The organism is Nocardia sp. NPDC058640, from assembly GCF_042716995.1.
Classification (GTDB): domain Bacteria; phylum Actinomycetota; class Actinomycetes; order Mycobacteriales; family Mycobacteriaceae; genus Nocardia.
On the sequence record NZ_JBHXRG010000025.1, the window covers coordinates 15729 to 31208 of the forward strand.

Consider the following 15480-nt stretch of genomic DNA (forward strand, 5'->3'; position numbering starts at 1 on the left):
GCTAACCGACCACGCCGCAGGCCACCCGCGCGCCCGCATCACCGGTGGTCAGGGTGGTCTCGTCCGGTCCGGTGCCACCCTCACGGGTGTAGCGCGGCGGGATGTTGCCGAAGTTGTCGGCACCGGCGTGCACGATCAGCGCCTTGCCCTTGACGTTGTCGAGGGTGACCGTGTCGGTCTGGGTGACCAGCTTCGCGGAACCGTCGGCCAGCACCTGCAGCGAGGTGAGGTCACCGCTGGCCGGGTGCGCGGTGGCGGCGCCGACCTGCAGATGTCCACCGGCGGAGGCGAAGTCGCCCTCACAGGTGCCGTTCTGGTGGAAGTGCAGGCCGTGGAAGCCGGGGGTGAGACCGTGCGCTTCGACGGTGACCACCAGGTGGCTCCCCGACTGCGCGATGGTCGCGGTGCCGACATCGGCACCGGCGGCGTTCTTCAGCGTGGTCTTCAGACCGCCCGCTGCCGGGGCACCGTGATCGTCACCGTGGCCGGGGGCCGCGGTGGTCGACGGTGCGGCGTGACCGCCACCGTGGCCACCGCTTTCGCCCGCAGGCGCCGACGACGAGGTCCACACCGGCGGCGTGGTGCCCTTGACGTCACTCGACTCCTGGCTGTTGCTGCAGGCTGCGAGCCCGAGCGCGGCGACCGCGAGCACCGGGGTCACAATGCGCCAGGACGGGCGACGAGTTGTCGACGTGGCCATCAGGAGACACTCCTTATCGGACTGGGGCTATACCGCTGAAGATGATGCCACAGCGGCGCGACGGCTTGCGGCACCGCGTGCCGCGTTCAGCGACCGGTCAGTACGACTACGACACCCGGCGAGGTGTCCCCCGACTTGGGCGCGACGCTCCCGCCGACCTGCGCGGCGATCTCGGTGGCCGCGGCCTTGTCGCCCGCGCCGCCGCCGTAGTACACCGTGGTGGTGGTCAGGTTCGCGCCGCTGTAGTTGCCGGTGCTCACGTTGGTCCAGCCCGCGGCGGTCAGTTCGCTCGCGGTGCGCGCGGCCAGGCCCGCGACCAGGCTGTTGTTCAGCACCCGCACCGACACCGCCTGATCCGTGCCGCCCGCGGCAGGGGTCGTGGTGGTGGTAGTGGGCGCCACGGTTGTCGTCGTGGCCTCACTGGTGGTGGTCTTCGGCGCGGCGGAGGTGGTGGCGGGCGCCTGCGCGACCGCACTCGAGGTGGTGGTCTGCGTCGGCTCCTCGGATGCCTGCGCATCGGAGTTCGACAGCGACATCGCACCCAGGCCGGCGAACACGATGCCCAGCGCGATCAACACCATCGCCAGCGCGCGCAACGGCGGTCCGCCGGGGGTGGGATTCGGGTTGCTCACCCGCCCAACCCTAGTCGTATCCGACGGTGTGTGGCTGTCATGTCAGACCTGGAAACCGAGTTTGCGCGCGGCCCGCGACTTCTGCCTGCTGGCGCGCAGTCGGCGCAGCCGCTTGACCAGCATCGGGTCGGCGGCCAGTGCCGCGTCGGAGTCGACGATGGCGTTGAGGACCTGGTAGTACCGGGTGGCGGACATGGAGAACAGCTCGCGGATCGCGTCTTCCTTGGCGCCCGCGTACTTCCACCATTTACGTTCGAAGTCGAGGATGTCCAGGTCGCGCCGACTCAGGCCGGTGCCATCGGCGACCGCCGAGTCCTGTTCGCCCGCAGTGGAGCCGTCCTGGATCCCGGAAACATGCCGAGCCGCTGCGCCGTCCATCTTGCTCCCTCGCCGAGTATCACGAGACGCTTCAATACCGTGGTCATTCAACCACGGGTGTCGCCGAACCTTCGACCCCTGTCACGGCGTGTTGACTGGCCGCCAGCAGTGGTGTCGCGGGCCACAGGGGTCGCCGCCGCGGCGCGCGCGCGGGCGGCGATAATGGCGACCATGGCAATTCTCCCGATCGTGATCGTCGGTGACCCCGTTCTCCACAACCCCACCGCCCCGGTGACGGAGACTCCCGCGGAGCTGGCCGAGCTGATCGCGGATATGTACGACACGCTCGAAGAGTCCAAGGGTGTCGGCCTCGCCGCCAACCAGGTGGGCGTGGGCAAGCGGCTGTTCATCTACGACTGCCCCGACTTCGACGAAGCCGGCAACCAGGTCCGCCGCAAGGGCGTGGTGGTGAACCCGGTGCTGGAGACCTCGGCGATCCCCGAGACCATGCCCGACCCCGATGACGACGAGGAAGGCTGCCTGTCGGTGCCCGGCGAGCAGTTCCCGACCGGTCGCGCGGACTGGGCCAGGGTCACCGGCACCGACGAGAACGGCGACCCGGTCGACATCGAGGGCACCGGGTTCTTCGCGCGGATGCTGCAGCACGAGGTGGGTCACCTCGACGGGTTCCTGTATGTCGACGTGTTGATCGGCCGCAATGCCCGCGCCGCCAAGAAGGCGATCAAGCGAAATGGTTGGGGCACACCGGGTTTGAGCTGGATCCCGGGCACCGTGCCGGACCCCTTCGGTCATGACGACTGAAATCCCCCTCGGCCGACGGGTGGTGATGCGTTATCAGCTGCCCGCCGGTTATCCACAACCACTCACCGATGTGATCGGCGAACTGGTGTCGTTGACTCCGCCCTCGGTGCGCACTGCCGAGGGTGAGTTGGTTTCGGTGTCGCCCGATCGCGTGGTGGCGTTGAAAGCGTTGGGGCCGCGGCCTATTCGGACCAAGGAGATCAGGTCGCTGGAGACGGCGGCGGCGATGGCTTGGCCGGGTACCGCGCATCTGTGGATCGACGGGTGGCTCGCGCGTGCGGGCAACGGGTACACCGGGCGCGCGAATTCGGCTGTGCCGCTGGGCAGTTCGGGTGTGCCCGCGGTGTTGTCGATCGACACGATGCACAAGATCGCGGACTGGTACACCAGCCAGGGACTGCCGCTGCTACTGCAACTGCCGGACCGGCTGGCTCCGGTGCCGCCGGGCTGGAACAGCTGGAGCGAAACTGTCGTCCTCGGACTCGACATCGCCAATTTCGTTCTCCCACAGGGTCCGTCGATGGTGCGGATCGCGCCCGAACCCGATGAGGGCTGGCTGACGGCGCATCGCTACCGCGGGGAACTGCCGCTGGACCCGAACGTGCGCGAACCGAACTTCTCTGTGCTCACCTCGGTGATCGACGGCACCCTAGGTTTCGCTTCGCTCGGCCTGCCCGAACCGCTGTCCATCGGCCGCGGCGCGGTGACCACCGCACCCGACGGACGACGGTGGATCGGCCTCACCTGTATCGCGGTTGCCGCCGCGCATCGCCGAAAAGGACTGGGCGCGTTGGTATGCGCCGAGTTGCTGCGATGGGGTGCCGAGCAGGGCGCGACACACGCCTACGTACAGGTAGAAGTAGGCAACGCCGAGGCTTTGGCTCTCTACCGCGAGCTGGGCTTCATAGAACACCACGCATACCGGTACGCCGCTCCACAGAATCACTAGCGACTTCGAAAGGACCGCGCACCCGTGCGTCTTGCCACCTGGAACGTCAACTCGATCCGCTCCCGCGTCGATCGGGCGATCGCCTTTCTCGACCGTCACGATATCGACGTGCTGGCGTTGCAGGAGACCAAGTGTCGCGACGACCAGTTCCCGTTCGAGCAGTTCGAGGCGGCGGGGTACGAGGTGGTGCATGTGGGGCTCAATCAGTGGAACGGGGTCGCGATCGTGTCGCGGGTCGGGCTGGCCGATGTCGAGGTGGCGTTTCCCGATCAGCCAGGCTTCGACAAGAACGCGGGCGATTCGCTGATCGAAACGCCGGTGGTCGAGGCGCGCGCGATCGGCGCGACCTGCGGCGGGGTGCGAGTGTGGAGCCTGTACGTGCCCAACGGCCGCGCGGTCGATGACCCGCACTACACCTACAAACTGCAGTGGCTGTCGACGCTGCGCGAGAAGGCGGCGGGCTGGCTCGCCGATGACCCGGAAGCCAAGATCGCCCTGGTCGGCGACTGGAATATCGCCCCGACCGACGACGACGTGTGGGCCCCGGAGCTGTTCATCGGCAAGACCCACACCTCCGCACCCGAGCGCGAGGCGTTCCAGTCCATGCTCGATCTGGGCTTCCGTGACGTGATGCGCCCGTTCGCGCCCGGCCCCGGCGTCTACACCTACTGGGACTACACGCAGCTACGTTTCCCCCGCAAGGAGGGCATGCGCATCGACTTCATCCTCGCCTCGCCCGCGCTGGCCGACCAGGTCAAGGACGCGTCGGTGGACCGTGAGGAGCGCAAGGGCAAGGGCGCCAGCGACCATGCTCCGGTGATCGCCGAATACTCGGCGGCGATTCCCGTCATCGAGACGTAGCAAGTACATGGGTAACTCGTCGGGTACGGGCTAAGCTGAAAACTGTCTACCGGCGGCCGCGTCGACGCCGGTAGCGCTGCTGAGTCTGGCCAGAAGACGCGGGGAGGCGGTCAGTGCTCGATGTTCTATCGCCAGGTGGGTGCGGTGCCGCCGAAACGACACACGCAACATCGCGATGAGCGGGGCAACCTCTACTACGAAGAGTTGATGGGCGAAGAGGGGTTCTCCGGGGACTCCTCGCTGCTGTATCACCGCGCCTTGCCGCCCGCGATCGTCGACGCGACGGTGTGGGAGCTGCCCGATCAGACGTTGACGCCGAATCATCCACTGCGACACCGTCATTTACGTCTTCCGCTGCTGTTTCCCGGCGACACGGCCGTCTCGACCGACCCGGTCACCGGTCGCAGACTGCTGCTGGCCAATGCGGATGTGCGGATTTCGTATGTGGTCGCCAAGGGGGCGTCGCCGCTGTACCGCAATGCCATCGGCGACGAGCTGGTGTACGTGGAATCCGGTGCGGCCGTGGTGGAAACGGTGTTCGGCAGCTTGCGGGTTCGGCAGGGCGATCAGGTTCTGATGCCGCGTGCGACCACCCACCGCTGGCTGCCGACCGGCGAGGAACCGTTGCGCGCATACGTGATCGAGGCTTCGAGTCACATCACCCCACCGAAGCGCTACTTGTCGAAATATGGTCAGCTGCTGGAGAATTCGCCGTACTGCGAGCGAGACCTGCACGAGCCCACCGAATTGCTGCTCATCGACGAGACCGACGTGGAGGTGCTGGTCAAGCATCGGGCGGGCAATGAGGTGATCGGCACCAAGATGACGTACGCGACGCATCCGTTCGACGTCGTCGGCTGGGATGGCTGCCTGTACCCGTACACGTTCAATATCGCCGACTTCGAACCGATTACGGGCCGCGTACACCAACCGCCGACGGTCCATCAGGCCTTCGAAGCCAACAATTTCGTGATCTGCAATTTCGTGCCGCGCAAGGTGGACTATCACCCGTTGTCGATTCCGGTGCCGTACTACCACTCGAATGTGGATTCCGACGAGATCATGTTCTATTGCGGCGGAAACTATGAGGCGCGCAAGGGTTCCGGGATCACCCAGGGGTCCGTCTCGGTGCATCCCGGCGGTTACGCACACGGCCCGCAGCCCGGCGCTTACGAGCGCAGTATCGGTGCGGAATTCTTCGATGAACTGGCGGTGATGGTGGATACTTTTCGGCCGCTGCAACTGGGCGAGGGTGCGCTGGCCTGCGAGGATCCCGCGTATGCGTGGACGTGGTCGGGTCGTGGGCCGGGACTGCGATGAGCGCGCAGAGGAGCGGTAGATGTCGATGATCAGCGAAGGGTCGTTGCGTGTCGAGGTGCCCGCTGACTCCCTATTCGGGCCGGAGAATATGCCGTACGGGGTCTTCGCACCGCCCGGCGGTGATTTCCGGGTCGGCTGTCGACTGGGCGATACGGTCCTGGATCTAGCTGCGCTGCTGGATGATTCGGTCTTCGCACGTGCTTCTTTGAATGCCTTTCTCGCGCAGGGTTCCGGCCGCTGGCGCGAGGTTCGCGAAAGACTGCGCGAGCTCGCCGAGACGGCGCTGCCGGTCGACGCCGTGTATCCCGTGTCTTCGGTGCGGATGGCGCTGCCGGTACGCATCGGCGACTACGTCGACTTCTACGCCAGCATCGACCACGCCACCAATCTCGGCCGCCTGTTCCGTCCGGATAGTGAACCGCTGCTGCCGAATTGGCGTCATCTGCCGGTGGGCTATCACGGCCGCGCGGGCACGGTCGTGGTGTCGGACACCCCCATCATTCGACCGCACGGCCAGCGTCGAACAGCCTCTGGCACACCTGATTTCGGGCCGTCTCAGCGCTTGGACATCGAGGCCGAATTGGGCTTCGTCGTCGGCACCGGTTCCACCCTCGGCGCACCGGTCACCATCGACGAGTTCACCGAGCACGTGTTCGGCGTCGCCCTGATCAACGACTGGTCGGCCCGCGACATCCAGGCCTGGGAGTACCAGCCGCTCGGCCCGTTCCTCGGCAAGTCGTTCAGCACGTCGATGTCGGCCTGGATCACCCCGCTGGCCGCCCTCGCACAAGCCCACGTGCCGCTGCCGACGCAAGATCCCGAACCGCTGCCCTACCTGCGCGGTACCGACGAATACGGCCTCGACATCGACCTGACCGTCACCTGGATCGGCGAAACCGTCACCCGCCCACCGTATTCGCGCATGTACTGGTCCCCCGCACAGATGCTGGCCCACCTCACCGCCAACGGCGCCTCGATCCGCCCCGGCGACCTCTACGCCTCCGGCACCATCTCCGGGCCTGCCCGCACCGAATCCGGTTCGTTCATCGAATTGTCGTGGGGTGGAACAGAACCCATCGCGGTAGGCGACCAGCAGCGCACCTTCCTCGCCGATGGCGACGAGGTCACCATTACGGCCACAGCACCCGGCACCGAGGGAAGACGGATCGGACTCGGACAAGTCAATGGACGAATCCTGCAGGCGCACAACACCTGAGACCCCGAACCTACGTCTGACGAAGCCCACCGCCGTGCCGATACGGTGACGCGGGCTTATGCGTCGGGCCGGGCTATCCGGCGGGAACATCTCCGCTGACCTGCCCACCTGTTCGACCTCGTCCGGGCTCTCCTGGTCGGGCTTCGACAGGGTAACCACCTCCACCCAGGGGCGGAGATCGTAGTCCACACGTCTCCACCCTGAGTGGGTATCGGGGCGAATTGGGCGCGGGCTACGGTGACGTAAGACGTTCCGAGCAGTCTCCAGCAAAGAGGGCCCCGACGATGTTGACGAGAATCGCCCGCACCGCCGTCGGCCGACCCCGGCTGGTGATCGCGGTCGCGCTATTGCTGATGATCCTGTGCGGCGCGATCGGCGCCACGGTGCACTCGCACATGAAATCGGGCGGATTCGTCACCAGCGATCTCGACTCGGTGCGCGCCAACCGGTACCTGAGCGAGCATTTCCCCGGCAGCGAGCCCAACTATATCCTCACCGTCGACGCGGCGGACGGACCCGACTCCCCCGCCGCGCGCGCCGCAGCCGAGCGCACGATCGCGGGTCTACGCGAGCATTCCTACGTCGCCGGGGTGCAGTCCTACTGGACCGCCGACCCCACCCTGAAACAGGCACTGCGCAGCAAAGACGGCGAGCTGGCGCTGATCATGGCCAGCGTCGACGGCGATGATGCCGAGCTACCCCTTCGCGCCGCCGAACTGAACGAGCAATTGCAGGTCGACAGCGGCCCGGTGACGGTGAAAGCCGGTGGTCTCGCCGCCACCTTCGCCGATATCAACGCCGAGATCAGCAAGGATCTGATCATCGCCGAGGCGATCGCGATCCCGATCACCGGGCTGCTGCTGGCCCTGGTGTTCGGCAGTCTCATGGCCGCCGCGTTGCCGGTGGCGATCGGGCTGTTCGCCATCGCGGCGTCGCTGGGCATCCTGCGCGTGCTCACCGCGCTGACCGACGTGTCGATCTTCGCGCTGAACATGACCACGGCGTTGGGCTTGGCGCTGGCGATCGACTACAGCCTGTTCATCGTCAGCCGGTATCGCGAGGAGTTGGCCGGTGGTGCCACGCCGGAGGCGGCGGTGCTGCGCTCGGTTCAGACCGCGGGCCGCACGGTCGTGTACTCGGCACTGGTTGTCGCGCTGTCGCTGTCGGCACTGCTGGTGTTCCCGCAGTACTTCTTCAAGTCGTTCGCCTACGCGGGTATCGCCGTGGTCGCCGCCGCTGCCGCCGCCGCTGTCATCGTGTTGCCCGCCATGCTCATCCTGGTCGGCCACCGCATCGACGCCGGCGACCTGCGCACGCCCTTGCGCAAGCTGTTCCGACTGGTACCTGCGGTGGAAAAGCCGCCGCGCCAGACGTTTTGGTACGGCCTGGTCATCGCGGTGATGAAGCGCCCGATGTCGATCGCGCTGGCGACCACCGCGTTCCTGCTGCTGTTGGGCGCACCGTTCCTCGGCGTGCAATTCGGCTACCCCGACGACCGATCGCTGCCCACCGATGTCGCCAGTCGCGAAGTCGGCGACATCCTGCGCACCGAATTCGACGCCGACCTCGCCTCCAGCGCGACCATCGTACTGCCCGAATTCCGCGGCACCGCAGCCGAACTCGACCCCTACGCCCGCGAACTGTCCAAGGTCCCCGACGTGCCGGCCGTACTCAGCAGCGCGGCGATCTACCGCAACGGACTCCGGGTCGCCGCGGGCATCCCCGCGATGTCCAGCGCGCAGCACGGCGCGTACCTGTCGGTCGCCACGTCCCTCGACCCGTACTCCGACGCGGGCGGCGCTCAACTCGACACCCTGCGTGCCGTCCCCGCCCCCACCGATGCCCTGATCACCGGACCCGCCGCACTGAACCAGGATTCGGTCACCGCCATCACCGGCAAACTGCCGCTGGCGGGTGCCCTGATCGCGCTCACCACGTTGGTGGTGCTGTTCCTGTTCACCGGCAGCGTGGTCCTGCCGATCAAGGCCCTGATCCTCAACATGCTCTCGCTGGCAGCGACGTTCGGCGCGATGGTGTGGATCTTCCAGGAGGGCCACCTGTCGGAACTGCTCGGTTTCACCGCCACCGGCACCCTCAACCTGGCCATGCCCATCCTCATGTTCAGTCTCGCGTTCGGCGCGTCCATGGACTACGAGGTGTTCCTGCTGTCCCGCATCCGCGAGGAATGGCTGGCCGGACCCAAAACCACCCAGGGCAACACCGAGGCCGTCGCGATGGGCGTGGCCCGCACCGGCCGCATCTTCACCGCCGCCGCCCTGCTGATGAGCATCGTGTTCCTCGGCGTGGCCACCTCGGGCGTGGCGATGATGAAGCTGTTCGGCCTGGGCTGCGCACTCGCGGTCATCAGCGACGCGACCGTGATTCGCGGCCTGCTGGCACCCGCGCTCATGCGCATGATGGGGACTTGGAACTGGTGGGCGCCGAAGCCGCTTGCCTTGCTGCACAACAGGTTCGGCCTGCATGAAGGCGACGACTCGGTGCCCGACACGTCGAAGCGGCTCGACTCGGCCTCGGTGTAGTCGGTCCTGTTCGCGATCCGTCCGGTCGATCCCCGGGCGGGTCGCGAACGGCGGCGGGTATCGTCGGCCACGCAATTCACACCAACGGGGGCTCGCACCAGCGGGCTGAGAGGACGGCTAGCCCTATCGGGCGTCAGGGCCGTCGACCGTATGAACCTGACCGGGTAATGCCGGCGTAGGGAGGATTTTCATGGGCTCGAACACGTCTGTCGACACCGTCACCACAGGTCCGATCCAGGGCAGCGTCAAGCACTACAACGAGGTCGACGGCCTGCGGATTCCGGTTCGTCGCATCAATCTCACCAACGGGGAGCACTTCGACGTCTTCGACACGTCAGGCCCGTACACCGACGACAACGCGGTGATCGACCTGGAAGCCGGGTTGCCGAAGCTGCGTGCGGAATGGGAAAAGCCCGCCGTCGAAGGACCGCGGACCCAGTTGCATTGGGCGCGTGAGGGTTTCATCACGCCCGAGATGCGGTTCATCGCCGCCCGTGAGGGTGTCTCGCCCGAGCTGGTGCGTGACGAAGTCGCGCTGGGTCGCGCGGTGATCCCGGCCAACCACAACCACCCGGAACTCGAACCGACCATCATCGGCAAGAAGTTCCTGGTCAAGATCAATGCCAATATCGGCAACTCGGCGGTGTCGTCGTCGATCGCCGAAGAGGTCGAGAAGATGGTGTGGGCCGCGCGCTGGGGCGCCGACACGATCATGGACCTGTCCACGGGCAAGAACATCCACGAGACCCGCGAGTGGATCCTGCGCAATTCGCCGGTCCCGATCGGCACCGTGCCGATCTACCAGGCCCTCGAAAAGGTCAACGGTGATCCCACCAAGCTGACGTGGGAGATGTACCGCGACACCGTGATCGAGCAGTGCGAGCAGGGTGTCGACTACATGACCGTGCACGCGGGCGTGCTGCTTCGCTACATCCCGCTCACCGCCAAGCGCGTCACCGGCATCGTCTCGCGGGGCGGATCCATCATGGCCGCTTGGTGTTTGGCGCATCACCAGGAATCGTTCCTGTACACGCACTTCCGTGAACTGTGCGAGATCCTGGCCAAGTACGACGTCACCTTCTCCCTCGGCGACGGCCTGCGCCCCGGCTCCATCGCCGACGCCAACGACGAGGCCCAGTTCGCCGAACTGCGCACCCTCGGCGAGCTCACCAAGATCGCGAAATCCTATGGCGTGCAGGTGATGATCGAAGGCCCCGGCCACGTGCCGATGCACAAGATCGTCGAGAACGTCCGCCTCGAGGAAGAACTCTGCGAAGAGGCGCCGTTCTACACCCTCGGCCCCCTCGCAACCGATATCGCACCCGCCTACGACCACATCACCTCCGCCATCGGCGCCGCGATCATCGCCCAGGCAGGCACCGCGATGCTCTGCTACGTCACCCCCAAGGAACACCTCGGCCTGCCCAACCGCGACGACGTCAAGGTCGGCGTGATCACCTACAAGATCGCCGCCCACGCCGCCGACCTCGCCAAGGGCCACCCGCACGCCCAGGACCGCGACAACGAATTGTCCAAGGCCCGTTTCGAATTCCGCTGGCACGACCAGTTCGCACTCTCGCTGGATCCCGACACCGCCCGCGAGTACCACGACGAAACCATGCCCGCCGAGCCCGCCAAGACCGCGCACTTCTGCTCGATGTGCGGCCCGAAGTTCTGCTCGATGCGTATCTCCGCCGACGTGCGCGAGTACGCCGAAAAGCAGGGGCTGACCGACGTGGCCGCTATCGAGGCGGGCATGGCCGAGAAGTCCGCCGAGTTCGCCGACCAGGGCAACAAGGTCTACCTCCCGGTCGTCTCCTGACCACGGCACCAGCATCGTCGACGCCCGCCCGGTCCTCGCGATCAGGCGGGCGTCGCACTGTCTCGCACAGCGGGCCATCGCGCGATGGCTGGGCGCTCCGGGCTCGGGTGCCGCGCACACCCCGGATTTCGGGGCTTTCGCTCGCCAGGGAGATCGGTAGCTTTGGTAAGCGTGTCGACCTGCAGGCACGCCTAGCACTGGAGTGAATAGATGAAGCGCATCGTCGCCGGGGCCCTCGTGGTCGCCGCCCTGTCCGTCGCCGCCCCGATCGGCACCGCCCAGGCCGCATCCCTGCCGGTCGCCGACTCCGGCTCGTCCTCCATCGGCTGCACCTCGGACACCAGCCCCTGCGCCCTGCGCCCCCTATTCGACCTGTTCACAGCCCTGACCACAGGCAGCGCCTAAGTTCCAGGTGCCGACGGCGGGTTCGTGGCTCGCTTTGGCCGACCCGCACACCGACACACCCCGCAGTCCCCAAAGTCCGTCACTCCGGGCGGGCATGTCGCTTCGGGGAGAGTGCGTTGCTCGGAGTGAGGCGTGTGGCCACCGCCCGACGCGGTGCCACGCCTCAGACCTGTTGCCATAGTTCAGACCCGTCGCCACACGTCAGACCCGCCGCCACCGGTCGAGCGCGTCGCCACAGGTCGGGCGCGTCGCCACCGGTCGAGCGCGTCGTCACCGGTCGAGCGCGTCGTCACCGGTCGAGCGCGTCGTCACCGGTCGAGCGCGTCGCCACAGATCGGGCGCGTCGCCACAGATCGGGCGCGTCCCCCACAGATCGGGCGCGTCGCCACCGGTCGAGCGCGTCGCCACAGATCGGGCGCGTCGCCACAGATCGGGCGCGTCGCCACCGGTCGAGCGCGTCGCCACAGGTCGGGCGCGTCGGGGCGGTGGCGCGTCAGTTCTCTCCCGGAGTGAGGGGCGGCGGGGTCGGGGTGCGGGGTAACGTCGGCGAAGTGGCCGAAGCCTTTTACCTAGCCGATCCCGCCGACGCCGATCGGTACATCTCGACCGAGCTCACGCGCGGCCCCTGGTCGCCGGACGCTCAGCACGCCGGACCGCCGTCCGCGCTGCTCGGGCACGTGATCGAACGGTGTGAGCCGCGGCCGGGGTTCCAGGTCGGGCGGGTCGCGGTGGAGATTCTCGGGCCCGTCCCGTTGGCGCCGTTGACCGCGCACGCGAAGGTGGTGCGGTCGGGCCGCAGCGTCGAACTGATCGAGGCGACCCTGTCCTCGGAGCGTGGACCGGTGATGCAGGCCAAGGCGTGGCGGATCAAGCGCGCCGAGCCCGCCCTCGACCTCCCCGCAGAGTTCCTGCCCACCGGCACCCGACCGTTCCCCGAGGCCACGGAACCGTCCCCGTTTCCGACCGATCACGAAGTCGGCTTCCACACCGGCATCGAATACCGTTTCGCCACTGGCTCTTTCGATGAACCCGGCCCCGCCGTCTGCTGGATCCGCCTGAAGTACCCGATCGTCGCAGGCACCACCCCCAGCCCGCTCGAGCGCGCACTCGCCGCCGCCGACTCGGGCAATGGCGTGAGCGCGGTCCTCGACTGGTCCAAGTACCTGTTCATCAACACCGACCTCACCGTCACCCTGCACCGCCAACCGGTCGGCGAATGGGTGTGCCTGGACGCCATCACCCACCCCCAACCGCACGGCATCGGCCTCGCCGAATCAGCACTGTTCGACGAGACCGGACCGTTGGGCCGCAGCACCCAAACCCTGCTGCTGGCACCGCGTTAGCTTCGCGGCTTCACCAGGGTGGAGCGGCGCTGCCCAGTCGTGATGGTGGCTGCGCCGCGCGCGGAGGACACAGCGTCCGCAACGCCTATGTACGCGGCTTCACCAGGTCGGTGTTGCCGTGCTTGAGCAGCTCGGAGTCGAAGGTGCTGTCGGTGCGGAACGGATCGCCGGTGCCGGTGGTGATCAGGTCGTGCAGGCTCTTGGTGATGTATCCACCCCAGGCATTGGCGCACACCTCGTAGCATTCGTCAGCGGGCCGCAAACCCACGTGCGTGAACCGGATTTCGGTGCCACCGGCGCGTTCGGAGATCTCGAAAACCACGTCGGTGTTCTCCCATTCGGCGGTGTCGTCGATGAAGGAGATATAGGTGTCGGTCACGTGCCAGACCAGGCGTTTACCGGGGATCGACTCGGTGGTGGTCATCGTGCAACGGTGCGCGCCCGGCACCTCGAACCGGTAGCTGTCACCCACGGCACCCGTGGTCCCTTCGATTGTCTCGTTCCACCAACCGCGGACATTGTTGATCGCCGCGAACGCCTCCTCAGGGCTCGCATCGACCACGGTGGTTGCGGTGAAGTTGTTGTCGCTCATGACTTTTCCTTCGGTTCAGCCGTCCAGATGCTTCCGGAGGGCATCGAATGGCCCGTCCCAGTCGCGGGCCATGGCGGCCAGAAACTGTTGAGCCACTTGCATAGGAGCGGAGTCGAGGCGGTAGCGCACCCTGCGCCGCTCCCCCGGTTCCGCGATCACCAAACCCGCCTCTGCCAGCAGGACAAGGTGTTTGGCGATCGCCTGCCGGGTGATGGGCAGGCGATCGGCGAGGTCGGTCGCGGTGGCGGGCCCGTCGGCGGCCAGCGCAGCAAGCACCGCCCGCCTGCTCGGATCCGCCAGCGCGACGAACACCCGTTCGGCGGTCGCCTCCAACTCAGGCCGCATCGAGGTACTCGACCAGCTCACCCAGCTCACTGCGCCACCCACCGATATTGCCCTCGAACGCGGTCTTGTAGGCATCGTCGGACAGCTGCGCGAACCCGGTCTCGACCACGGTCAACCGCGTCCCCGCACCGACCGGCTCCAGCGTGAACTCCACATAGGTGCGCCGCGGATCCTCGTCGGGCAGCCCATTGATCGGCCAGGTGTACCCGAACACGCTCGGCTCCTCCACCCGCTCCACCCGAATATCCGCCGAGAACCCCTCGGTCCAGGTCATCCGCATCGCCCCACCCGGCCGCAGATCGATCTCGGCAGTATTGCCGAACCAACTCGCCAGCCCCTCCGCGGTAGTAATCGCCGCCCACACCTTCTCCGGCGGATGCGCGAGCTCGACAGTCCGCACGATCTGATCAGGGAATCCCATGATGCACTCCTCGTATATTGCAACCGACTTGTTGCAACTCAGAGTATGGCAACCGGTCGGTTGCGTCAAGGGTTGGTCCGGCGTAATCGACCAATCGGCATGGCTTTCGGTCCGTTTTCCGACTGAGCGGGGCCGAAGTGGTCGATTACGCCAGTCCGCGACCGGATCGCCGACGGCGGACCACGTCCACGACTTCGTCCACGCAGTGGTCGAGGTTGCGCAGTACGTCGTGCGCGGAATAGCGCAGCACGAACCAACCATGAATCACCAACCAGTTCTGCCTGAGTCGATCATGACGGAAGTTCACCTTGTCTCGGTGGAACTCCCAGCCATCGATCTCCACCACAGTGCGACCACGATGATCGACGAAGTCGCAGGTGTAGGGGCCAACAGGTTCATTGGCCGCCAAAGGCAGATTTCGCCGGGCGAGTGCACGGGCGAACAACCGCTCGGGCTCCGACATCGGCCGCAGCGCCGCCTGTTGCAACTGTCGGCGCAAAACGGGAACTCCATGACGACGGGTTTCGCACAGGCCGGTCAATTCAGTCGGATCCACTGTGCGGCAGATCTGTTCATCGATCAGCGCATCCGCCTCTGGAGTAGGCAGCACGGTCAGACAATCGAGCACGGTTTGTGCCGCGGTGGTCACCGGCAGCTGGGCCAGGTCGTCCTTGGCATCGGCAGGCAGATCGCGGCGGTAAAGCCGCAACCAGGATGGAGTCTGCCGACGCCGGGCGACCGGCACGGTCGCCTCGAAAATCTGCGGCTCTGGCAACATCGCCCACAGCCAGGCGGCCGTTCGGTGACTCAAATGCGCGTCCGGGAGCCACTCCACGATCGCCGCGCAACGGGCCAAAGTTGTCGGCGTGCCTTCGCAGAAGACGCCGGGTAACAGGCGCACGTACCTGCCGCGACGACACCGATCACCGATCGTGCTCGACGCAACTCCCTCGGCGACCAACTGCGCACGGGTGACAATTCTGTCCATGCCAGGCATTCTGCGCCGGCGACTCAGGCCGATAACCCGTTCACAGCCGCCCCTGTGGATAACTTTCAAGCTGTGGATAACTGTCCACGCGGCCCCGGTACCTGCTGCTTTGCCTTCCGTCGACCGCGCGACGGGTGATGGCAGCATCGGCCCGGCGTAATCGTCCAAAACGGCGCTCGAAAGTCGGTTTTCTGTATTTTCTGCGT

Annotated in this window: 16 protein-coding genes and 1 riboswitch; of the genes, 9 read left to right on the top strand and 7 right to left on the bottom strand. The window is 66.6% G+C overall.

The genetic code is table 11. The features are described 5' to 3' along the window. Position 1: 1 nt before the first annotated feature. The 3 genes from ACFWU5_RS22445 to ACFWU5_RS22455 form a co-directional block, all read right to left on the bottom strand. Complete coding sequence (locus ACFWU5_RS22445) at positions 2–700, bottom strand: superoxide dismutase family protein (protein WP_379243697.1); 699 nt, start codon at positions 698–700, stop codon at positions 2–4. Positions 701–786: 86 nt separating this feature from the next. Next, on the bottom strand, positions 787–1332 hold the full coding sequence (locus tag ACFWU5_RS22450) for a LytR C-terminal domain-containing protein (RefSeq protein ID WP_379268625.1): 546 nt from the start codon (positions 1330–1332) through the stop codon (positions 787–789). A gap of 42 nt (positions 1333–1374) precedes the next feature. Continuing rightward, positions 1375–1710, bottom strand: coding sequence for a DUF3263 domain-containing protein (locus tag ACFWU5_RS22455; RefSeq protein WP_379243701.1), 336 nt, complete (start codon positions 1708–1710; stop codon positions 1375–1377). 171 nt (positions 1711–1881) lie between these two features. Between ACFWU5_RS22455 and ACFWU5_RS22460 the strand changes: the two genes are divergently transcribed. The 9 genes from ACFWU5_RS22460 (at position 1882) to ACFWU5_RS22500 (ending at position 12928) form a co-directional block, all read left to right on the top strand. Then, the gene (locus tag ACFWU5_RS22460; protein ID WP_379243703.1) at positions 1882–2472 is read left to right on the top strand and encodes a peptide deformylase; all 591 of its coding nucleotides are present in this window, start codon (positions 1882–1884) and stop codon (positions 2470–2472) included. After that, a complete protein-coding gene (locus ACFWU5_RS22465) occupies positions 2462–3421 on the top strand; it encodes a GNAT family N-acetyltransferase (RefSeq protein WP_379243705.1) in 960 nt (319 codons plus the stop codon). Before ACFWU5_RS22460 ends, ACFWU5_RS22465 begins: the two co-directional genes overlap by 11 nt. A 24-nt stretch (positions 3422–3445) precedes the next feature. Next, on the top strand, positions 3446–4282 hold the full coding sequence (locus tag ACFWU5_RS22470; RefSeq protein WP_379268627.1) for an exodeoxyribonuclease III: 837 nt from the start codon (positions 3446–3448) through the stop codon (positions 4280–4282). 120 nt (positions 4283–4402) lie between these two features. Further along, positions 4403–5602, top strand: a complete 1200-nt coding sequence (locus ACFWU5_RS22475; RefSeq protein ID WP_379268629.1) for a homogentisate 1,2-dioxygenase — start codon at positions 4403–4405, stop codon at positions 5600–5602. A 19-nt stretch (positions 5603–5621) separates the two neighbouring features. After that, positions 5622–6818 carry a fumarylacetoacetase gene (gene fahA / locus ACFWU5_RS22480; RefSeq protein WP_379268631.1) on the top strand — a complete coding sequence of 399 codons (1197 nt, stop codon included), beginning with the start codon at positions 5622–5624 and terminating at the stop codon, positions 6816–6818. Positions 6819–7102: 284 nt separating this feature from the next. Continuing rightward, positions 7103–9358, top strand: coding sequence for an MMPL family transporter (locus tag ACFWU5_RS22485; RefSeq protein WP_379268633.1), 2256 nt, complete (start codon positions 7103–7105; stop codon positions 9356–9358). Between the two features lie 74 nt (positions 9359–9432). Continuing rightward, positions 9433–9557: riboswitch (TPP riboswitch) on the top strand. Further along, on the top strand, positions 9549–11180 hold the full coding sequence (thiC, locus tag ACFWU5_RS22490) for a phosphomethylpyrimidine synthase ThiC (RefSeq protein ID WP_379268635.1): 1632 nt from the start codon (positions 9549–9551) through the stop codon (positions 11178–11180). It overlaps the preceding riboswitch by 9 nt. A 210-nt stretch (positions 11181–11390) precedes the next feature. Further along, on the top strand, positions 11391–11585 hold the full coding sequence (locus ACFWU5_RS22495) for a hypothetical protein (RefSeq protein WP_379268636.1): 195 nt from the start codon (positions 11391–11393) through the stop codon (positions 11583–11585). Positions 11586–12136: 551 nt separating this feature from the next. Next, entirely contained in the window at positions 12137–12928 is a 792-nt protein-coding gene (locus ACFWU5_RS22500; RefSeq protein ID WP_379268638.1) for a thioesterase family protein, read from the top strand. 85 nt (positions 12929–13013) lie between these two features. Here the strand turns inward: ACFWU5_RS22500 and ACFWU5_RS22505 are convergent, their stop codons facing one another. The 4 genes from ACFWU5_RS22505 to ACFWU5_RS22520 form a co-directional block, all read right to left on the bottom strand. Then, positions 13014–13520: an SRPBCC domain-containing protein gene (locus tag ACFWU5_RS22505; RefSeq protein WP_379268640.1), complete on the bottom strand. Its 507-nt coding sequence runs from the start codon at positions 13518–13520 to the stop codon at positions 13014–13016. Between the two features lie 15 nt (positions 13521–13535). After that, positions 13536–13865, bottom strand: coding sequence for an ArsR/SmtB family transcription factor (locus tag ACFWU5_RS22510; RefSeq protein WP_379268642.1), 330 nt, complete (start codon positions 13863–13865; stop codon positions 13536–13538). Beyond that, positions 13855–14286: an SRPBCC domain-containing protein gene (locus tag ACFWU5_RS22515; RefSeq protein WP_379268643.1), complete on the bottom strand. Its 432-nt coding sequence runs from the start codon at positions 14284–14286 to the stop codon at positions 13855–13857. Before ACFWU5_RS22515 ends, ACFWU5_RS22510 begins: the two co-directional genes overlap by 11 nt. Positions 14287–14431: 145 nt before the next feature. After that, the gene (locus ACFWU5_RS22520) at positions 14432–15442 is read right to left on the bottom strand and encodes a DUF559 domain-containing protein (RefSeq protein WP_379268645.1); all 1011 of its coding nucleotides are present in this window, start codon (positions 15440–15442) and stop codon (positions 14432–14434) included. Between the last annotated feature and the right edge of the window lie 38 nt (positions 15443–15480).